Source organism: Rhizobium sp. 01L419 (assembly GCF_056400025.1).
Genome location: NZ_JBFTSM010000005.1, coordinates 309,257 through 328,842, shown reverse-complemented (window position 1 = coordinate 328,842; position 19,586 = coordinate 309,257). Strand labels below are relative to the sequence as shown.

16 protein-coding genes are annotated in these 19,586 nt (G+C 61.8%); 9 read left to right on the top strand and 7 right to left on the bottom strand.

Features of this window, described 5'->3' with window-relative positions; genetic code table 11:
- Positions 1 to 25: 25 nt before the first annotated feature.
- Positions 26 to 3,142, bottom strand: coding sequence for an efflux RND transporter permease subunit (locus tag AC1DUP_RS13300; RefSeq protein ID WP_113300922.1), 3,117 nt, complete (start codon positions 3,140 to 3,142; stop codon positions 26 to 28).
- Entirely contained in the window at positions 3,139 to 4,455 is a 1,317-nt protein-coding gene (locus AC1DUP_RS13295; protein WP_477832873.1) for an efflux RND transporter periplasmic adaptor subunit, read from the bottom strand. Before AC1DUP_RS13295 ends, AC1DUP_RS13300 begins: the two co-directional genes overlap by 4 nt.
- A 295-nt stretch (positions 4,456 to 4,750) precedes the next feature.
- Here AC1DUP_RS13295 and AC1DUP_RS13290 point away from each other — a divergent pair, with 295 nt between their 5' ends.
- Positions 4,751 to 5,632 carry a phosphotransferase family protein gene (locus AC1DUP_RS13290; RefSeq protein ID WP_477832872.1) on the top strand — a complete coding sequence of 294 codons (882 nt, stop codon included), beginning with the start codon at positions 4,751 to 4,753 and terminating at the stop codon, positions 5,630 to 5,632.
- A 9-nt stretch (positions 5,633 to 5,641) separates the two neighbouring features.
- Here AC1DUP_RS13290 and AC1DUP_RS13285 read toward each other — a convergent pair whose 3' ends face one another.
- Positions 5,642 to 6,430, bottom strand: coding sequence for an SDR family oxidoreductase (locus AC1DUP_RS13285; RefSeq protein WP_113300924.1), 789 nt, complete (start codon positions 6,428 to 6,430; stop codon positions 5,642 to 5,644).
- A 254-nt stretch (positions 6,431 to 6,684) separates the two neighbouring features.
- Between AC1DUP_RS13285 and AC1DUP_RS13280 the strand changes: the two genes are divergently transcribed.
- A complete protein-coding gene (locus tag AC1DUP_RS13280) occupies positions 6,685 to 8,349 on the top strand; it encodes an electron transfer flavoprotein-ubiquinone oxidoreductase (protein WP_477832871.1) in 1,665 nt (554 codons plus the stop codon).
- 230 nt (positions 8,350 to 8,579) lie between these two features.
- Entirely contained in the window at positions 8,580 to 9,200 is a 621-nt protein-coding gene (locus AC1DUP_RS13275) for a L,D-transpeptidase (RefSeq protein WP_477832870.1), read from the top strand.
- Positions 9,201 to 9,276: 76 nt separating this feature from the next.
- Here the strand turns inward: AC1DUP_RS13275 and AC1DUP_RS13270 are convergent, their stop codons facing one another.
- Positions 9,277 to 10,182: a DMT family transporter gene (locus AC1DUP_RS13270; RefSeq protein WP_477832869.1), complete on the bottom strand. Its 906-nt coding sequence runs from the start codon at positions 10,180 to 10,182 to the stop codon at positions 9,277 to 9,279.
- 145 nt (positions 10,183 to 10,327) lie between these two features.
- Here AC1DUP_RS13270 and AC1DUP_RS13265 point away from each other — a divergent pair, with 145 nt between their 5' ends.
- The 5 genes from AC1DUP_RS13265 to AC1DUP_RS13245 all read left to right on the top strand — a co-directional run bounded on the left by AC1DUP_RS13265 (position 10,328) and on the right by AC1DUP_RS13245 (position 14,671).
- Positions 10,328 to 10,801, top strand: coding sequence for an Lrp/AsnC family transcriptional regulator (locus AC1DUP_RS13265; RefSeq protein WP_115036547.1), 474 nt, complete (start codon positions 10,328 to 10,330; stop codon positions 10,799 to 10,801).
- Positions 10,802 to 10,924: 123 nt separating this feature from the next.
- Complete coding sequence (locus AC1DUP_RS13260; protein ID WP_477832868.1) at positions 10,925 to 11,857, top strand: ABC transporter substrate-binding protein; 933 nt, start codon at positions 10,925 to 10,927, stop codon at positions 11,855 to 11,857.
- A gap of 6 nt (positions 11,858 to 11,863) precedes the next feature.
- Complete coding sequence (locus AC1DUP_RS13255) at positions 11,864 to 12,877, top strand: FecCD family ABC transporter permease (RefSeq protein ID WP_477832867.1); 1,014 nt, start codon at positions 11,864 to 11,866, stop codon at positions 12,875 to 12,877.
- Positions 12,874 to 13,881 (top strand): FecCD family ABC transporter permease, encoded by a 1,008-nt coding sequence (locus AC1DUP_RS13250; RefSeq protein ID WP_477832866.1) that lies wholly within the window; start codon positions 12,874 to 12,876, stop codon positions 13,879 to 13,881. Before AC1DUP_RS13255 ends, AC1DUP_RS13250 begins: the two co-directional genes overlap by 4 nt.
- Positions 13,874 to 14,671: an ABC transporter ATP-binding protein gene (locus AC1DUP_RS13245; protein WP_477832865.1), complete on the top strand. Its 798-nt coding sequence runs from the start codon at positions 13,874 to 13,876 to the stop codon at positions 14,669 to 14,671. The genes AC1DUP_RS13250 and AC1DUP_RS13245 overlap by 8 nt, the downstream gene beginning before the upstream one ends.
- 316 nt (positions 14,672 to 14,987) lie before the next feature.
- On the opposite strand, the gene mgtE is transcribed toward AC1DUP_RS13245, so the two are convergent.
- Both mgtE and AC1DUP_RS13235 read right to left on the bottom strand, forming a co-directional pair.
- The gene (mgtE, locus tag AC1DUP_RS13240) at positions 14,988 to 16,361 is read right to left on the bottom strand and encodes a magnesium transporter (protein ID WP_477832864.1); all 1,374 of its coding nucleotides are present in this window, start codon (positions 16,359 to 16,361) and stop codon (positions 14,988 to 14,990) included.
- Positions 16,362 to 16,677: 316 nt separating this feature from the next.
- On the bottom strand, positions 16,678 to 17,691 hold the full coding sequence (locus AC1DUP_RS13235) for a zinc-binding alcohol dehydrogenase family protein (RefSeq protein WP_477832863.1): 1,014 nt from the start codon (positions 17,689 to 17,691) through the stop codon (positions 16,678 to 16,680).
- 104 nt (positions 17,692 to 17,795) lie between these two features.
- Between AC1DUP_RS13235 and AC1DUP_RS13230 the strand changes: the two genes are divergently transcribed.
- On the top strand, positions 17,796 to 18,197 hold the full coding sequence (locus tag AC1DUP_RS13230; protein WP_113300934.1) for a winged helix-turn-helix transcriptional regulator: 402 nt from the start codon (positions 17,796 to 17,798) through the stop codon (positions 18,195 to 18,197).
- Here AC1DUP_RS13230 and AC1DUP_RS13225 read toward each other — a convergent pair.
- Positions 18,165 to 19,385, bottom strand: coding sequence for an MFS transporter (locus AC1DUP_RS13225; RefSeq protein WP_477832862.1), 1,221 nt, complete (start codon positions 19,383 to 19,385; stop codon positions 18,165 to 18,167). The genes AC1DUP_RS13230 and AC1DUP_RS13225 overlap by 33 nt on opposite strands.
- Positions 19,386 to 19,586 lie beyond the last annotated feature (201 nt).

Below are 19,586 nucleotides of genomic sequence, written 5' to 3'. Positions count from 1 at the left end.
GCCGGAAGGCGCCCTTTCTGTCTCTCTATTCCGCGGCCATCGCTCGCGCTTCCTGTACCACGTGCTCTTCCTTCTTCCCGCGGCTGAGCATGCGGTGGAGGAAATTCCCGAAGCGGTCCATCTCGACGAAGATGACAGGGGTAATGAAGAGCGTCAGCATTTGCGAAACGATGAGGCCGCCGACGACGGCGATGCCGAGCGGCTGGCGCAGTTCCGAGCTGGCGCCTGTGCCGAGCGCGATCGGCAGGGCGCCGAGCAGGGCGCAGAAGGTCGTCATCATGATCGGGCGGAAGCGTCGCACGCAGGCTTCGTGGATCGCCGCCGTCGCCTTCTCGCCCGTCGTGCGCATGGTCTCCACCGCAACGTCGATCATCATGATCGCGTTCTTCTTGACGATGCCGATCAGCATCAGGAGGCCGATGAGCGCGATGATCGACAGGTCGAAGCCCATGATCTTCAGCGCCAGCAGCGCACCGAAGGCCGCAGCCGGCAGGCCGGACAGGATGGTGAGCGGGTGAATGAAGCTTTCATAGAGCACGCCGAGCACGACATAGATGGTCAGAACAGCCGCCAGGATCAGATAGGGCGTATTGCCCTGCGACTGCTGGAAGATCTCGGCCGTACCGCCATAGGAGGTGAAGACATCGGCCGGCATGCTGATTTCCGTCTTGATCTGGTCGATCCTGGCCGTCGCATCGCTCAGCGATACGCCTTCCGGCAGGTTGAAGGAAACGGTGGTGGAGACGAGCTGGCCCGTCTGGTTGATGGTGACAGGTCCGACCGTGCGCTCGACATGCGCGAAGTTCGAAAGCGGCACCAGGCTGCCATTGGACGAAGCGACCCGGATTTCCGAAAGCTTCTGGTCATCCCAGGGCTTGCTCGTGTCATATTCGACAATGACGTCGTAGCTGTCGCCGGTCGACTGGATTTCCGCAGCCGCAAAACCGCTGAAGGATTCCTGCAGAGTCGTGCGCAGCGTGTCGTTGTCGATCCCGTAGGCGGCTGCCCGCTCGGTATCGATGACGATATTGGCCTGCAGGGCGTTGTTCTGCGCATCTGATGTCACGTCCGTGAACAGGCGGTCGCCTCGCATCGCCTGCTGGATCTTGCCGGCCCACAGGTTGGTCTGGTCGGCATTCAGCGCCTGTATGACCAGCTGATATTGGCTGGCGGTCTGGCGGCCGCCAAAGCGCAGGCTCTGGTTCGGCGTCACGAAGGCCTGCAGGCCGGGGATCTTGTTGATCGCCGTACGCAGTTCGCGCAACGTCTGGTCAAGCGGTGCACGCTGATCCTTGTCCTTCAGTTCGACGAACATCGAGCCGTTGTTCTGCGGCTTGTTGGGGTTGCCGCCGATCGTCGACATCACGTGATTGACCGCCGGGTTCGCCTTGACGACGGCCGCGGCCTGCTGCTGCAGGGCCTCCATCGCCGAATAGGAAATATCCTGCCGTGCCTGGGTGCTGATCGTCAGGCGGCCGATATCTTCCTGCGGGAAGAAGCTCGTCGGCAGCGTCATGAAGAAATAGATCGTCAGCGCCACCGAGCCGAGGAAGACCCCGAGGATGATGGGACGATGGCGAAGGCACCAGCCGACGGCATTGTCGTAACCGCGCAGCGTCCGTTCGAAACCGGCATCGAAGATACGGATGAGAAGCGGCGGGCGGCTGTGGTTGTTGGAAAGGCGTGAGCCGAGCATCGGCGTCACCGTCAGCGAGACGATCGCCGAGGAGATGATGGCAATCGCCACCACCATGCCGAATTCGTTGAACACGCGGCCAACGACACCACCCATCAAGAGGATCGGGATGAAGACCGCGATCAGCGACACCGACATGGAGATGATGGTGTAGCTCACTTCGCCCGCACCCTTGATGGCCGCCTCGCGCACCGGCATGCCTTCCTCGACATGGCGCAGGATGTTTTCCAGCATGACGATCGCGTCATCCACCACGAGGCCCACCGCGAGCGTCAAACCCAGCAGCGAGATGTTGTCGATACTGTAGCCCAGCACATACATCATGCCGAAGGTCGAGATCAGCGACAGCGGAACGGCAAGGCCCGGAATGATCGTTGCGGTCGCATGGCCGGTGAAGAGGTAGATGACGAGAACGACGAGGCCGATCGTCAGAAGCAGCGTGAACTTCACGTCGGCGATGGCATCGCGGATCGGCTTTGCGGCATCGTTCATGACGACGGTGTTGACCGAAGAGGGTATTTCCGCGTGAAGCAGCGGCAGCTTGGCGTTGATCGCATCCACGACATCGACCGTATTGGCATCCGGCTGGCGCTGGATGGCAAGGATGATGCCGCGCTGGCCGTCATACCAGCTGCCTGTATACTGGTTCTCGACGCTGTCCTGCACGTCGGCAATATCGCCGAGATGGATCGGCGCACCGTTCGGATTGGCAATGACCAGCGAACGGAACTGCTCGGCGCTGGTGCGCTGCGTATTCGCCGTGATGGTCATGGCCTGCGAATTGTTCTGTAGGGTGCCGACCGGCTGTTGGCTGTTGGCGGCGGCAAGCGCCTTGTTGACGGTGTCGATGCCTATGCCGCGGGTGAGCAGCTTGTTGGGATCGACCTCGACGCGCACGGCATAGGTCTGCGCACCGAAGACGCTGACCTGGGCGACGCCCGGAAGCGTCGACAGCGACGGCGAGATGATGTCTTCGGCGATCTCGTCGAGCTTGCTGCGCGGCACGGTGTTGCTCTGCACCGAAAGCAGCATGACCGGCGCGTCGGCCGGGTTCGTCTTGCGGTAGCTCGGCGGCGTCGTCATGTTGTCGGGCAGCTGCCGCGTCGCATGCGAAATGGCCGCCTGCACATCGGCGGCGGCCGCATCGATATCGCGGTTGAGGTCGAACTGCAGCACGATGCTGGTGCTGCCGAGCGAACTCGACGCGCTGATTTCGCTGATGCCGGGGATCGTCTCGAACTGCTTGATCAACGGTGTCGAGACCGAGGTCGCCATTGTCTGCGGTGAGGCACCGCTCAGCTGTGCCGAGACGTTGATGGTCGGGAAGTCCACCTGCGGCAGGGCCGCGACCGGCACGAGCCGGTAGCCCGCAAGGCCCGCAAGGATGACGCCGATCGCAAGCAGCGTCGTTGCGACCGGGCGCTGAATACAGAAATTCGGGATCATTGCGCAGCCCCCACCGCGATCGTTTCGGCCTGCTGCTGTCGTTGCTGAGACACGTCAGCAGACGCGACATCGAGCGTCTTGTTGTCGAATTGCTCGTTGACCGCCTGCTGGTCGCTGAGCTGGCCCTGGCCTTCGACGACCACGTGGTCGCCCTCCGAAAGGCCTGACGCGATGGCGGTGAAGCCGCCGTTGGCGCGGGCGACGGTAACAGGCGTCAGATGCGATTTGCCGTCCTTGGCCACGAAGGCAAAGAAACCGTCGGGCCCGGGGCTGACGGCAACCGTCGGCACAACCACCTGCTGTTCGTCATTGTTGAAATGCACGACGATATTGACCGACTGGCCGGGCCACAGGGCGCCGGAGGCGTTTTCGAACTTCGCCTTGGCAAGGATCGTGCCCGATGCCGTGTCGACCGCGTTGTCGTAGAAGCTGACCTCGCCCTTGCGCACTTGTCCCTTGGTGGAATCGGGCGCCGTGCTGACCTCGACCTGACCGGAAGCCAGCGCCTTCTTCAGTACGCGCAGGTAGCGCTCCTGCAGGTGGAACTTCACATAGATCGGATCGTACTTGGCGATGGTGACGATGGCCGCACCGGCATTGACGAAGGCGCCCCTGCTGAGGGCTATATCGCCGAGCCTGCCATCGAAGGGCGCACGAATATCGGTATGCTCGAGGATGACCTGGTCCGAAGCGAGCATGGCCTTGTCGGCTTCCACGGTTGCGGCGGCGGTATCGCGGGCAGCCTTGGCCTGATCGAGGCTCTGTTGGGTGCCGGCCTTCTGGTTGAAGAGGTCCTGCGCCCGGGTCAGCGCCGTCTCGGATTCTGCAAGCGTCGCCGTATCGCGCACGATCATCGCATTGTCCTTGTCGACGGCAGCCTTGGCCGTCCGGTCGTCCAGCTTGGCGATCAGGTCGCCTTCCTTGACCGTGGCGCCGTCTTCGGCCTCGATGCTGACGACCAAGCCCTGTTCCTGTGCGGCAATCGTCGTATTGTCCTCGGCATCGGCCCAGCCAGTCGCCGTTACATCCATGGGCAGAACGGCCTTTACGGCCGCCACGGTGTTGACCATGGTGGGGCCACCGGCACCGCGCCTGCGTCCGCCACTCTGTTGTTGACCACCTTGCTGCCCGCCGCCGCTCTGGGCCTGATCGGCCTGCGCCCGCTGATGGCCGCTGTTCTGGCCGCCCTCCGGCTTGTTGATGAGCTGTGACAGATAGGGGATATCAGAAGCATAGGGAATCTTGTCCCCGAACTGCCAGAAGCCAACCGCGGCCACGGCTACAATACTGATGGTGATCCAAAATTTCTTCATGAGCGAGACCGGTCTTGTTTGGGCAAATTGCATGATTTTCCAGCCCGATTGAGCCGCCTATATTGCGGCGCAAAAAAGACATAATCACCCCGGCGATGATCACTAACCGGTTATAATGGCTTAAATTTTCGTAATGAACATTCTGTAATATTCAAACTATACTAATATATATTCGGGTAGGCAGCGTCGTCCACCTTGGTGACCTGCCAGCGCAGGCTGTATTGGCGAAACACTATTTCCTCCGCATTGCAGGTCTTGCGCGCGATGGAACTGGAAAACGCAGAGGCAGACGGTCATGGCCGAGTTGAATGCCGGTGAATTTCGCTCACTCATCACCAACATCTTTCCGGAGCTTACGGCCTCCGTTTTCAGGCTCGCGACGAAGGGCTGGGATTCGATGGCCATCGATGTGGATGACAAGCTGATCTTCAAGTTTCCGCGCAATCCGGAGGCGGAGAGGGCGCTGGTGAAGGAGGCCGCCCTTCTCGGCATCATCAGGCCGTCGCTATCGATGGCAGTTCCCGACATGCGCGTCCATGACGGCCCTCCGGTCTTCTCCAGCCATGCCAAGATCCGGGGCGAACATCTCATCACCGACGATTATGAGGTGCTTCCGGAAGCGGCTCGCCAACGTCTCGGTGATGATCTTGCCCGTTTCTATGCAGAACTGCACGATCTCGACGACGATCGCATGCGTGCAGTCGGCGCCGCACCGATCCTGCCCTGGCAATCGCCCGAGACCGTCAGGGACAAGGCCTTGCCGCTGCTGTCCTCTCAGCTGGCAAGCTATGCGGAAAATGTCATCCGGGATTTCCAGGCCCTGTCGCCCGACCCCTGCGGCATCACTTACGGCTTCTTCGACGGCCACGGCTGGAACATGGCCTTCGATCATGCTGCGGGCAGGCTGAACGGCCTCTATGACTTCGCTGATTCCGGCTTCGGCCCGCTGCACCAGGAATTCATCTATTCGAACTTCATCTCACCCGATCTGACGGCGCGTATCGTCTCGGGCTATGAGACGTTGACAGGTCGCCAGCTCGACCGCCGGCGCATCGCCATCCTGACCGGTTTCCATCGCCTGTCCGAACTCGCCGAACTTGCTGATGATCCCGCCTATATCGGCGCAAAGATCGATAGCGTCACGGCATGGGCCGCTGCTTCGGCCCATGCAGGATGATGCAATCAGTCAGACGGAACGCGCCGCACCGCCGTCGCAGCGGATCACCGAGCCGGTGATGTAGCTCGCAGGCTGGCTGCAGAGAAAGGCCGCCGTTGCCGCGAATTCCTCGACCTTGCCGTAGCGGCCGACCGGAATGCGTGCTTCCTTTTCCACGCGGATGTCTGCGACGCTCTTGCCGGTCCGTTTGGCGGCGGCACCATCGAGATCGTCGAGCCGTGCGGTCAGGATGCTGCCGGGCAGCAGCAGGTTGGTGGTGACGCCGTGGCCGGCCACTTCCGATGCCAGCGTCTTGCTCCAGCCGGCAAGGGCCGGGCGCAGCGTGTTCGACAGCGCCAGATTGGCAATCGGCTCGATAACCCCTGACGAGGCCACCGTCAGGATGCGGCCCCAGCCCTGCGCCTTCATGCCGGGCAGCAGTGCATTGGTCAGCGTGATGACGCGCGCCACCATGGAGAAGAAATAGGTTTCGAGCTTCTCCGGCGTCATGTCTTCGGTGGTGCCGGGCGTTGGGCCGCCGGTATTGTTGACGAGGATATCGAGCCCGCCGAATTTCTCCTGCACGGCGGCCGTGACGCTTCCGACGAAATTGTCCTCGGAGAGGTCGGCCCAGATCCAGTCGGCCTTGCCCTTGCCTTGCGCATTGATCGCCTTGCAATTGGCGTCGAGCTGCTCGCCGCTGCGCCCGCACAGAAGAACATTCGCTCCCTCCTGCGCCAGCGCCTTCGCAATGCCGAGCCCGAGACCGCGCGAGGAGGCCAGTACGAGTGCGCGTTTGCCCTTGATGCCGAGATCCATGATTTCCTCCATTTCCTGTGCCCTTTCTATAGGGCGCAAGTCCCGGGAAAGAAAAGGCCGAAGACAGCTTCCGAACCACTTCAATAATTGACGTTAACGTAAGCGTTATATAATCTTTTGTGCTAGGGAACATCATTGTGCGAATTGGGGGATTGGCTGTCGTTTCCCGGCTCGACAATGTTTTCCGGTTTTGACAAGAGAGTACCCCATAATGGGGATGAACGGCCTTGAAACGGCCGAGCGGAGACGGATGGATGACCGACATGACTGAGCTGCCCGAACGCGAAAGCATGGAATTCGACGTGGTGATCGTCGGCGCCGGTCCGGCCGGTCTTTCGGCGGCGATCCGGCTGAAGCAGGTCAATCCGGAACTGTCCGTCGTCGTCCTGGAAAAGGGCGCTGAAGTCGGCGCCCATATCCTCTCCGGGGCCGTCGTCGATCCCATCGGTATCGACCGACTGCTGCCCGGCTGGCGCAGCGAAGGCGACCATCCCTTCAAGACCGAGGTCAAGGACGATCACTTCCTGCTGCTCGGCCCCGCCGGCTCTATCCGCCTGCCGAACATCATGATGCCGCCGCTGATGAGCAACCACGGCAATTACATCGTATCGCTCGGACTTGTCTGTCGCTGGCTGGCGACGAAGGCGGAAGAACTCGGCGTCGAGATCTATCCGGGCTTTGCCGCAGCGGAAGTGCTCTACAATGACGAAGGTGCCGTCATCGGTGTCGCGACCGGCGACATGGGCATCGAGAAGAATGGCGAGCCCGGCCCGAGCTACGCGCGCGGCATGGCGCTCATGGGCAAATATGTGCTTGTTGGAGAGGGCGTGCGCGGGTCGCTTGCCAAACAGCTGATCGCCAAGTTCGACCTCTCGAGCGACCGCGAACCGCAGAAATTCGGCATCGGCCTCAAGGAGCTCTGGGAGGTCAAGCCCGAGAACCATCGCCGCGGCCTCGTGCAGCACTCCTTCGGCTGGCCGCTCGGCATGAAGACCGGCGGCGGCTCGTTCCTCTATCACCTGGAGGACAATCTCGTCGCCGTCGGCTTCGTCATCCACCTGAACTACAAGAACCCCTATCTCTACCCCTTCGAGGAGTTTCAGCGCTTCAAGACCCATCCGGCCATCCGCGGCACTTTCGAAGGCGGCAAGCGTCTCTCCTATGGTGCGCGCGCCATCACCGAAGGCGGCTATCAGTCGGTGCCGAAGCTCTCCTTCCCGGGCGGCGCGCTGATCGGCTGTTCGGCGGGTTTCGTCAACGTGCCGCGCATCAAGGGCAGCCACAATGCCGTGCTCTCGGGCATGATGGCGGCCGACCGCATCGCCGACGCCATTGCCGCCGGCCGCGCCAATGACGAAGTGACCGAGATCGAAACCGACTGGCGGGCGAGCGATATCGGCAAGGACCTGAAGCGGGTGCGCAACGTCAAGCCGCTCTGGTCGAAGTTCGGCACGGCCTTGGGCGTGGCGCTCGGCGGTCTCGACATGTGGACCAACCAACTCCTCGGCTTCTCCTTCTTCGGCACGCTTGGTCACGGCAAGACCGATGCTGCTTCCCTGGAGCCGGCCTCGCAGCACAAGAAGATCGACTATCCGAAGCCGGATGGTGTCCTGACCTTCGACCGTCTCTCCTCCGTCTTCCTGTCGAACACCAATCATGAGGAGGACCAGCCGGTCCATCTGCAGGTCAAGGACATGGCGCTGCAGAAGTCATCGGAACTCGGCATCTATGCCGGCCCGTCGACACGCTACTGTCCGGCCGGGGTCTACGAATGGGTGGAAAAGGACGGCGAAGAGACCTTCGTCATCAACGCCCAGAACTGCGTCCACTGCAAGACCTGCGACATCAAGGATCCGAACCAGAATATCAACTGGGTGCCGCCGCAGGGTGGCGAGGGACCGGTCTATCCGAATATGTAACACGGGATGATCGTTCGGTGCCGCGAACTCGGCTCCGGATCGGTCGCTGGGAAAACTTGCTGCAGATCAATGTGGCGCGCTGCTTTGAAGTATTGAACCTATAGCCGAGTAACGCGTCGCCTATACCTGATAACGCATTCGTTATCTCTCTTTGCTGCGTCCGTTTATCATTTCATTAACCATAATCTCCTTAGCTTGCGACATCTTCTTGACGCGCTAAGGACACATTCATGACGATCTCGCGCAGGGGCTTTCTGATCGCTCTGCCCCTTTTTGTTGCCGGCTGCTCTTCGACCACTCTGAATAGCCAGACGAATTATGCAGCCCTTCCGGATGAGAAATTTCCGCTGCGGCAGGTGCCGATCGACAAGATCAAGCCGGAGCTGCGCCGCACCGAAGTGGCCTATGAGGGCAGCTATGCGCCGGGTACTATCATCGTCGATACGCCGGCGCGCCGCGCCTATTACATCCTCGGTGACGGCAGGGCGATGCGCTATGGCGTCGGCGTCGGCCGTGAGGGTCTGGCCTTTGCCGGCAATGCCTATGTCGGCCGCAAGGGGGAATGGCCGAGCTGGACGCCGACGGAAAACATGCAGCGCCGCGAGGAGCGTTACCGCAAGCTCGCCGGCGGCATGCCGGGTGGCCCGAACAATCCGCTCGGCGCGCGCGCCATGTATCTCTATCGCGGCGGCGGCGACACGCATTTCCGCATCCACGGTACCAACCAGCCGCAATCGATCGGCCTTGCCATGTCGAGCGGCTGCATCCGCATGATGAACCACGATGTGATCGATCTCTACAGCCGCGTCGAAGTCGGCGCCAGGGTCGTGGTCATCCAGGCGACAGCCTGACCCCAAGCCGGAACTATCGCCACATAAAAGCCGCCGCAGCTGATCGCCGTCGGCGGCTTTTATTGTTGGAGAATGCTCAGCGGCGCTTGGCGGCAATGCCGGTCGAAAGCGCCACGCCGATGCCGGTGATGACGGCGGCGCTGATTTCGGTAAGTCCCGTCTGCTCGCCGAGCAGCAGGCCACCGCCGAGTGTAGCAAGCACCGGCGTCAGTGCCGTGAAGGCGGCAGCCTGTGTCCCGCCGAGGGTACGAACGGCCGTGCCATAGGCGACCATGGCGACGAGGCCCGAGAGAATGCCTTGGCTCAGCACCTGCAACCCGATCTCCGGAAGAGCAGCCTGCGGCAGTGAAACGCCGAAGACCAGCGCAAGGGCGGCCATGATCAGGAAGGACCAGATGGCGATCAATGCGCTGGCCTGGATGGCGGTCAGGCCCGAGCGGCGGAAGGCATGCGTATAGCTTGCCCAGAGAACGGCGCCTGATGGCAGCAGCACGAAGCTGGTCCAGGGCAGGGAAGCATCGGCAAGGCTGCGCGCAAGCAGGATCATCACACCTGCGACGATCGCCAGCAACCCGGCAATCCGCGTGGCATCCGGCCGTTCGCGAAACAGCAGAATGCCGATCAAGGCGGTGGCAAGCGGCATGGAACCGCCGAGCAGAATGCCCGACGAGGCCGCCGGTGTGGAGTGAATGGCAAGCGTGGTCACCAGGAAGAAGATCGCACCGCAGCCGGCAACCATGATCGCCAGCAGATGCAGCGGAAGACCCTTCGGCAAGAGCCCGGTCCGCAGCCAAACGGGCGAAAGCACGAGCGCCGGAATGCCGAAGCGGATAAGACCGATGTCGATCGACCCAAGCGGCGTTGCCGCACTATGGCGCGTCGCCAGAAACCATGTCGACCAGATCAGCACGGTGATCGTGCCGGCAGCATAACCCAGGGATTGCGAAGGCGATTTGTCGTTTGAAAATGCGATCGTGCTCATCGTCCTGATCCTTTCCTCCGTCCGGATCCTGTCCGGTTGAAGAGAAGATTAGCGCCAGAGGCCGAGGCATGTCCTTGCTATCTATGGCCAAGAAATCGTGCTATGCGCAATGATCTGCCAATTTGTGCCTTCAGAGTTCGCGAAAATGCCGAATCTCGATAAATTCGATATTGCCATCCTGAAATGCCTGCAGGAAGATGCGCGCGCCACCAATGTCGAGATCGCCGAGAAGGTGAACCTCTCGCCATCCCCTTGCCTGCGCCGTATCCGCAATCTCGAGAAAATCGGCGTCATCCGCCGCTACACGGCCGATATCGATCGCAAGGAGGTCGGCCTCGGCCTCACCGTCTTCGTCGAATTCAAGGTCGCCCATCACAGCCGGGAGAATTCCGAGGCGCAACAGGCGACGCTGCTCGCCATTCCGGAAATCGTCTCCTGCTTCCTGATCTCGGGCACCGCCGATTTCCTGGCGGAGGTCGTGGTCGAAGACCTCTCGGCCTACGAACGGCTGCTGACGGAGACGTTGCTGACTCTTCCGAATGTCACCGATATCCGCTCGAATTTTGCCATCCGCAGCATCAAGACGCATGGACCGCTGAAGCTGCCCGAGCGCAATTGACGCAGCAGCGGAATAAGGTGAGTGCGATTGTAAACTTTACTTGAAAAATCCGCTTCATTTCTGTAGCCGGTGTCTCACCCGGTGTGAGGGCCGGTCGATCATTTCAGTATGAGGGATTTTGTCGTGAGCGTTTTTGATATTCCGCTGTCGCGCCGCCAGTTCGGCCTTTTGCTTTCGGCCTGTGCTACCGCTGCCGTCCCGGGCCTTGCCCTTGCAGACGATAATAAGCGCACCATCAAACATGAGCTCGGCACGACCGAAATCTCCGGCAAGCCGTCGCGCGTCGTCGCTCTCGAATTCTCCTTCGTGCAGGCCCTGAATGCGGTCGATGTCGTACCCGTCGGCATCACTGACGATAATCAGCCGAAGCGCATCGAGCAGCTTCTCGGCAAGAAGATCGACTACAGCTCGGTCGGGACCCGCCTGGAGCCCAATCTGGAACTCGTCGCAGCGCTGACGCCCGATCTCATCATCGCCGATGAACTCCGCCATTCGGCGATCTATGAACAATTGAGCGCCATTGCGCCGACCATCCTGCTGAACAGCTGGGAAGGCAGCTACGAGGTGATCAAGGCTTCTGTCGTGACCATCGCCGATGCGCTCGGTGAAAAGGAAAAGGGCCAACAGGCGCTTGCCACGCATGAGGCTATCATTGCCGGCCTGGTCGCAAAGATCCCGGCAGGCGAAAAGCGTCGCTTCCTCCTCGCCGTCGCCAATCCGGATTCCATGAGCCTGCATAGCTCCTCCTCCTTCACCGGTTCCGTCTTCAAGGCCATGGGCCTGACGCCGGCCATCGATTCCAGCGATGCCGTGGAAAGCGGGGCAGGGATCGAGCGCCTTGTCGCCATCAATCCGGACGTATTTCTGGTTGCGACCGATACCGGCGCCACCGTGTTCGACCAGTGGAAGAGCAACGCCGCCTTCAACAACATTGCGGCGGTGAAGGCCGGCATGATCTTTCAGGTCGACCGCAACCAGTTTTCCCGTTTCCGCGGTTTGACGACGGCGGAGATGATCGCCCGCGAAATCCTCGCCAAGGTCTATCAGGCCGGATAAGCGCCAATGACGACAAGGAGCGGCGCAATCATGCGGCATGGAACCGGCAGCCCTGTGCTGCTGGCGCTTTGCCTTTTGCTTGCGCTTGCCACTATCATCCTGGGCAGTATTTCCTTCGGCGTCTCCGAGCTGCCGGTTATCAGGGCCCTGCACCTGCTCTTTGCACCCGATGGCTCGCCGGACAGCGCGCTGGTCTGGGACGTCCGCCTGCCGCGGGCAATGCTTGCCATGCTAGTCGGCGCCAATCTCGCTGTTGCCGGGGTACTGATCCAGACGCTCACCCGCAATTCGCTCGCCTCACCCCAGACTTTCGGCATCAATGCCGGGGCTTCACTGGTCATCGTCATTAGCCTTATTGCAGTGCCGGGCCTAAGCGCCGGCGGTACGGTCTGGCCGGCCTTCATCGGCGCGGCCGCCGTCGGTTTTGCCATGTGGGCGCTTTCGGTGTCCGGCGCCATGAACGAAATGAAGCTGGCACTCGCAGGCATCTCCATCCAGCTCGTGCTCGCAGCTCTCGTGCAGGCGATCCTCATCGCCAACAATGCCGGGCAGGATATCGTTTACTGGCTCGCCGGCTCCATCAACGGCGCGCAGTGGAGCAAGGTCTGGATAATCCTGCCCTTCACGCTTTTGGGTGGTGGTATCGCCCTGATTGGCGGCCATCATTTCGGCGTTCTGGCGCTCGACGACGCCACTGGCGTCTCGCTCGGCCAGAATGCCAGGCGCGTCGGCGGTCTTGCGGCGGTGCTGATCGTCATTCTCGCCGGTTCCGCCGTCGCCGTCAGTGGCCCGATCGGTTTTATCGGTCTGTTGGTGCCGCATATCGTGCGCCGTCTGGCGGGCGGCGATCAGCTGACGGTCATTGCGCTCAGCGCCATCACCGGTCCCCTGCTGCTGAATGCCGCCGATCTGCTGGGCCGCGTCGCCGCCTTTCCGGCAGAGACGCCTGTCGGCATCGTCACGGCGCTGATCGGCGCACCGGCCTTTCTCGTCATCCTCTGGCATCAGAGGGCGAAATGACGAGTGCCGCGTTGCCATCGAAGAACCTGCGCGCAGCAAGCGTCTGCCTTGCCATCGCGGTCCTCATCCTCGTCATTGCCATCATCGGCATGACGATCGGCGCCGTCACACTGTCGGTCGGTCAGGTGCTGGATGGTATCGCCGGCGGCAAGAGCGCCTTCATCGTCATGCAGTACCGCGCCCCGCGCGTCATCGTTTCCATCCTGGCCGGCGCCTCGCTCGGCGTTGCCGGCGTCTTCCTTCAAGCCGCGCTGCGCAATCCGCTGGCCTCACCCGATGTCGTCGGCATCACCAAATGGGCAGGCTTCGGTGCCTTCCTTGCTGGCCTCTTTGCGCCGCCGGCCTGGGCCGTCTGGGCAATTCCGGCCGGCGTCGTCGCCGGTGCCGTTGCCGGTGCGCTGGTGCTGCTCGCCATCGGACGCGCATTCGGCGGCGGTATTGCGGCATTGGCGCTCGTCGGTGTGGCGCTCGGCATGCTGGCCCAGGCGCTGATGCAATATGTCATGGTGCTCTTCCCGACCCGCGCCGACCAGTCGATGGTCTGGCTCGCCGGCAGTGTCTACGGCTCGACGATGACCGATGCGATTGCGCTCTCGCTCTGGCTTGTCGCCTGCCTGCCCTTGGTGCTGATCGCTACTATCAGGCTCGATGCCGGCGGTTTCGGCGACGATACGCTGACGAGCCTCGGCATTTCGCCCGGCCTGTTGCGCGGCGGCCTTATTGTCGTCTCGGTGCTGCTCTGCGCCGGCAGCGTCGCCGCTGTCGGCTCCATGGGTTTCCTCGGCCTGTTGTCACCGCATGCCGCGCGCCTGCTCGTCGGCCCGCGCGCCCGTCATATGGTTCCGGCAAGCGCCCTGATCGGCGCTTTGACGCTATCGACTGCCGATCTGATCGGCCGGCTCGTGGCCCTGCCGAACGAGATCCCGGCCGGCATTGTCGCTGCCGTCATCGGCGGTCCCTATCTCATTTTCCTGCTGATCAAGGAGGCCGGCCGTCATGACTGATGCCGTCCATTCACGCCTCTCCGCCGAGGATCTGACGCTCGGTTATGCCGCCATCAAAGTCCTCGACCATGTCGATGTCGTAATCCCCGACGGCAAGATCACGGCGCTTATCGGCGCCAACGGCTCCGGTAAATCGACGCTGCTGCGCGCCCTTGGCCGCATCATCCAGCCGCTCGGCGGCACGGTGACGCTGGACGGCAAAGCGATTGCCGAAATGCCCGGCAGGGCGATTGCCCAGACGCTGGCGCTGCTGCCGCAAAGCCCGGTTTCGCCTGATGGCCTCACCGTGCGCCAGCTCTGCCGCTTCGGCCGCCACCCGCACAAGGGCATGCTGTCACGCACGACGCGCCATGACGAGCAGATCGTCGAAGCGTCGCTTGCCGCAACTGGCCTGACCGATCTCGCCGAGCGCCCGCTCGACCGCCTCTCCGGCGGCCAGCGGCAGCGCGCCTGGATCGCCATGGCGCTGGCGCAGGAAACGCCGATCCTGCTGCTGGACGAGCCGACGACCTATCTCGACATCGCCCATCAGCTGGAAGTTCTGGAACTGTTGAAGGAACTGAACGGGAAAAGTGGACGCACCGTCGTCATGGTCGTCCACGATCTCAACCACGCCGCCCAATATGCCGACCACATCATCGCGGTCGCTGATGGCGGCATTCACGCGTCAGGCAGTCCTGTCGATATTCTGAAGCCGGAGCTCATTCGCGCCGTCTTTGGGATCGACGCGGTCGTGATATCCCATCCCGTTGATGGCACACCGCTCTGCCTGCCCTTCGTCGAACGTTAGAGCCATCCCAGCAAAAACGTGCAACGGGTCTGCGTTGAACCGATGGGATGGAGCTGTTCTTGTACAGAACGAACCAGATCATTGGTAAGGTGCATAGGATGCAGGGCTTGCATAGGTATTTTTATAGGTCGCGTGGGAATTGTCAGACGGTGATATGACAGCCATTGAATCTGACAATTCCTATAGAGCGACGAAAACTGCCCCTGCATCTCCTGCATCCTATGCAGGCACTGAAGGACTCGCCCGGAATTGCATCATAACAAAGCGTTGGGTGGAGATGATTTCAGGCCGAGCGGCCTGAAATCTGAAGCAGGATCTAGAGCAGCGTCCCGCTGAGGATCAGCAGAGCCACCGAGAAATAGATGACGAGCCCGGTGACGTCGACCAGCGTGGCGACAAACGGAGCCGATGCCGTTGCCGGATCGAGCCGCAGCTTCTGCAAGATGAACGGTAGCATCGAACCCGAGATGGAGCCGAAGGTGACGATACCGACCAATGCGGCAAAGACCGTCAGGCCGACGAGCTGCCAGTGCGGGCCGTAATCATAGAGCCCGGCCGTCTGCCAGAAGATGACGCGCAGCATGCCGACAAGTCCGAGAATGGCGCCGAGCGTGATGCCCGTCGGCAGTTCGCGCAGCAGCACCCGCCACCAGTCGGTCAGCTTCAGCTCGCCGACAGCAAGCGCCCGGATGATGAGCGAGGTTGCCTGCGAACCGGAATTGCCGCCGGAGCTCATGATCAGTGGAATGAAGAGCGTCAGCACGACAGCCTTCTCCAGCTCGCCTTCGAAATGCTGCATGGCGCTTGCCGTCAGCATTTCGCCGAGGAAGAGGGCGCAGAGCCAGCCGGCCCGCTTGCGGATCATGCCGCCGAAGCTGATCTTCATATAGGGCTTGCCGAGTGCTTCCATACCGCCGAACTTCTGGGCAGCTTCGGTCGTATCTGAGATCATCGTGTCGATCACATCGTCAACCGTGACGATGCCGAGCACCATGCCGTGATCGTCGATGACGGGCAGCGCCAGCAGGTCGTGCTTGCGGATCAGCCGTGCGACGTCTTCCTGCTTCATCAGCGCATCGGCCGAAACCGGCGTCCCCTTCTGCGCGACAGAAAGGATCGAAGCGTCGGCCTCGCCGGTAATGAGGCGGCGCAACGTCACGACATGCAGCAGCGCGCCGGAATTATGGTCCAGCACATAGATGGCATAGACGGTTTCCCGCGAGCGTTCGACCTGACGCACATGGTCGAGCGTCTGGGCGATCGTCCAGTCGTCGGGTACGCTGACGAATTCCGTCGTCATGATGCTGCCGGCCGTGCGCGGCGGATAGCCCATCAGATGCTGGATGGCGATGCGGACAGGTTCTTCCAGGCTGGAGAACAGGCGCACGCGGTCGTCGATACCAAGCTCCAGCAGGACGTCGGCGACGCGGTCGTTCGACATGCCATGCAGGAGGCGGGCCGAATCCGTGCCGTCCATCAGCGCCAGAATGGCCGGCGCGTTGCGCAGCTCCGGACGGTCGAGAATGTGGACGGCATATTCCTGCGGCATCCGCGAAAGGATGCGGCCGGCTTCAGCCGGGGCAAGCCCGTTCAGCGATTCCACGCGCTCGGCAATGGACGCAACACGGCTGTTGTTCATGAAGGCACGGGCGGCATAGCCGGCCCGCAGGGGGAAGCGATTGATATTCATTGGCTCGCCTTTCCGTCGATCCGCCGTAGCGTCCGATCGGGCGAGCCCGGAGCGTCCAGGTCAGCGCACGAAGGCCGCGTACGGCAAAGGCAATCGACTGCTACTGTCGCTTGGCATCTGAATGATGGCTCCGTTGATATCCGTGCAAAACGTGTGTCATGCACGTGTCGCACTAGGTGGTCTCGAATGCGGGAAAAGTCAAGTTGCTTAAATGCTTAACGCCACAATGCCGCACCCTCGGCGCGGCATTGTAAGTCAGTATCGTTTACGTATTATTTCAAACGATTGAAAAAGCTGGTTTCCGAAGTCCGGAAATTCAGAATCCGGCGAGAACCACCTTTCCCTTCATCGTGCCGCTTTCGACCATGGCGTGCGCCTTTTTCATGTTCGTGGCGTTGATCGTTCCGACGGTTTCCGACAGCGTCGTGCGGATCTTGCCCGCATCTACGAGCTCGGAAATCTTGTTCAGGATCCTGTGCTGCTCGATCATGTCGGGCGTGCCGAAGAGTGGGCGGGTGAACATCAGCTCCCAGTGAACCGAAGCCGCCTTGCGCTTGAAGGGAACGATATCGAAGGTCTTGGGGTCGTCGATCAGCGCAAACCGGCCCTGCGGCGCGAGCGCTTCCACGATGTCGGCAACATGCTTGTCCGTGTTCGTGGTGGAAAAGATGAAGCCCGGCGCGCCGATGCCGAGGGCCGCGACCTGCGGCGCGATCGGCCGCGAGTGGTCGATGACGTGATGGGCGCCGAGTTCTTTCACCCATCCTTGCGTTTCCGGGCGCGAGGCCGTGGCGATGACCGTCAGATCCGTCAGCACACGCGCAATCTGGATGGCGATCGAGCCGACGCCACCGGCACCACCGATGATGAGCACGGCAGGCGCCGCACCCGGCACGGGATCGGTGACGCGCAGCCGGTCGAACAGGGCTTCGTAAGCGGTGATGGATGTCAGCGGCAGGGCGGCCGCAGCGGCGAAGTCGAGAGTCTTCGGCTTCCTGCCGACGATGCGCTCGTCAACGAGCTGGAATTCGGCATTCGAACCGGGGCGATTGATGACGCCGGAATAGAAGACTTCATCACCCGGCTTGAACAGCGTCACATCGGAACCGACGGCCTTGACGATGCCGGCGGCATCAAAGCCGAGCACTTTCAGCTCATCGGCAGGCGGCGCCATGTTGGCGCGCACCTTCACGTCGACGGGGTTGACGGAGACGGCCCTGATCTCGACCAGCAGGTCGTGTCCCTTGGCCTCCGGCGTCGGCAGTTCGACATCGATCAACGAGGTTTCGGCGGCGATTGGCTGTGGGGTCTTGTAAGCGACGGCGCGCATCTTGGTAACTCCTGTGTCTGTTGTACGAGAGCTAGATGCGACCTATGTTCCGGCAACGCAAGAATGCACAAATTCTGTACGTAGTACCAAAAAGGATACTGTAAATGTCACGCCCGCGCGCCAAGCTGATCGAGAATTTCCCCGGTTGCCCGGTGGAGGCGACGCTGACTTATCTTGACGGAAAGTGGAAGGGCGTGATCCTTTTTCACTTGATGGACAAGACGTTGCGCTTCAACGAGCTCAGGCGCCACCTGCCGGCGATCACCCAGCGCATGCTGACCAAGCAGCTGCGCGAGCTGGAGCAATCCGGCCTGGTCTCACGAACAGTTTACCCGGTCGTGCCGCCGCGCGTCGAATATGCGCTGACGCCGCTCGGCTCCACGCTGAAGCCGGTCATCCGGGCGCTTGCCGCCTGGGGCGATGAATTCGTCTTCTGCAGCCCCGAGGGACGGGAGCTGCGCATATCCCAGGCGCTAAGCGCTCCGGCTGCGGTGCTCCAGGCGTAGCGACGCGGCAAAGACGAAGAGGCCTAGGAAGGACAGGACGGCGCCGACATAGCCGGTCGCCGCATAGCCGTAACCCCAGGCAATGACGAGGCCGCCGAGCCATGCGCCGAGCGCGTTGGCGATGTTGAAGGCCGAGTGGTTGGAGGCGGCCGCCAGCGTCTGCGCATCGGCCGCAACATCCATCAGGCGCGTCTGCAGCGCCGGGCCCGCCGCAAAGCCGCAGCCGACGAGGAAGACGCAGAGCCCGAGCATGTAAGGGTTGGAGGCGGTCAGCGAGAACATCGTCAGTACGATGATATTGTAGACCAGCGAACCCCCGATCGTGCCGAGCAGCGACTTGTCGGCAAGCCACGAGCCGATGAAGTTGCCGGCATTCATGCCGACGCCGAAGAGCACTAGCATGAGCGCAACGGCCGTTTCCGGCAGCATCGCCACCTGCGTCGTCGTCGAGGCGATATAGCTGAACATGGCGAACATGCCGCCGTAACCGACAGCGGCGATGGCAAGCGTCAGCAGCACCTGCGGACGGCGGAAGGCGCTGAGTTCGCGCAGCGCGCTTGCCCCTTCCGAAACCTTGTCATGCGGCACGTAGAACCAGATGAGCGCGACCGTTACAACCCCGATGATGCCGACGGTCAGGAAGGCGACCTGCCAGTCGAGCGCCTGGCCGAAGAAGGTGGTCAGCGGCGTGCCGAGCAGGGTCGCGACCGTCAGGCCGAGCATGACGCGGCCGACGGCCCGCGCGCGGCGATGCACCGGCACCATGGAGGCGGCGACGAGGGCGGCAACACCGAAATAGGCGCCATGCGGCAGGCCGGTGATGAAACGCAGAACCGCGAAGCTCTCGAAGGTCGGAGCGACTGCGCTCAGGATGTTGCCGACTGCAAAGAGCAACATCAGGCAAAGCAGCAGCGTGCGCCGCGCCATCTTGGCGGCAAGCACGGCGATGACGGGCGCACCGATGACGACGCCAAGGGCATAGGCACTGATGACATAACCTGCCTGCGGCGTCGTGACCGAGAAAGTGTCCGCCACATTGGGCAGCAGGCCCATGATCGCGAATTCGCCCGTACCGATGCCGAAGCCGCCGGCGGCGAGCGCCAGCTGAACCAGTGCGACAGTCGTGGCCGAGGGAAGCGCTGCCTCCAGTTCGGAATCGATGGAATCGTTGACGGCAACCTGGCTCACGGGTGGTCCTTCGGAGGATCTAAGCTTGGCAACGGCTGCTGGCGTTGAGCGCAGAACCGGTCATTTAGAATTGGTGGGCAGAAATGGCGGGAGGCGGAGATGTGATCTCCAGTATTCCATCTATTGAACGCGAAGCTGACAGCGTCGAGTGCTTTTTTTGCAGTGCAGCGTAGCGCTATCTGCATACGTCCATTGCAATAT

What these genes read in the sequence shown, in the direction of transcription:
- AC1DUP_RS13300 (WP_113300922.1), bottom strand. Translation starts at nt 3,142, where the DNA reads ATGATCCCGAATTTCTGTATTCAGCGCCCGGTCGCAACGACGCTGCTT.
- AC1DUP_RS13295 (WP_477832873.1), bottom strand. Translation starts at nt 4,455, where the DNA reads ATGAAGAAATTTTGGATCACCATCAGTATTGTAGCCGTGGCCGCGGTT.
- AC1DUP_RS13290 (WP_477832872.1), top strand. Translation starts at nt 4,751, where the DNA reads ATGGCCGAGTTGAATGCCGGTGAATTTCGCTCACTCATCACCAACATC.
- AC1DUP_RS13285 (WP_113300924.1), bottom strand. Translation starts at nt 6,430, where the DNA reads ATGGATCTCGGCATCAAGGGCAAACGCGCACTCGTACTGGCCTCCTCG.
- AC1DUP_RS13280 (WP_477832871.1), top strand. Translation starts at nt 6,685, where the DNA reads ATGACCGACATGACTGAGCTGCCCGAACGCGAAAGCATGGAATTCGAC.
- AC1DUP_RS13275 (WP_477832870.1), top strand. Translation starts at nt 8,580, where the DNA reads ATGACGATCTCGCGCAGGGGCTTTCTGATCGCTCTGCCCCTTTTTGTT.
- AC1DUP_RS13270 (WP_477832869.1), bottom strand. Translation starts at nt 10,182, where the DNA reads ATGAGCACGATCGCATTTTCAAACGACAAATCGCCTTCGCAATCCCTG.
- AC1DUP_RS13265 (WP_115036547.1), top strand. Translation starts at nt 10,328, where the DNA reads ATGCCGAATCTCGATAAATTCGATATTGCCATCCTGAAATGCCTGCAG.
- AC1DUP_RS13255 (WP_477832867.1), top strand. Translation starts at nt 11,864, where the DNA reads ATGACGACAAGGAGCGGCGCAATCATGCGGCATGGAACCGGCAGCCCT.
- AC1DUP_RS13250 (WP_477832866.1), top strand. Translation starts at nt 12,874, where the DNA reads ATGACGAGTGCCGCGTTGCCATCGAAGAACCTGCGCGCAGCAAGCGTC.
- AC1DUP_RS13245 (WP_477832865.1), top strand. Translation starts at nt 13,874, where the DNA reads ATGACTGATGCCGTCCATTCACGCCTCTCCGCCGAGGATCTGACGCTC.
- mgtE (WP_477832864.1), bottom strand. Translation starts at nt 16,361, where the DNA reads ATGAATATCAATCGCTTCCCCCTGCGGGCCGGCTATGCCGCCCGTGCC.
- AC1DUP_RS13235 (WP_477832863.1), bottom strand. Translation starts at nt 17,691, where the DNA reads ATGCGCGCCGTCGCTTACAAGACCCCACAGCCAATCGCCGCCGAAACC.
- AC1DUP_RS13230 (WP_113300934.1), top strand. Translation starts at nt 17,796, where the DNA reads ATGTCACGCCCGCGCGCCAAGCTGATCGAGAATTTCCCCGGTTGCCCG.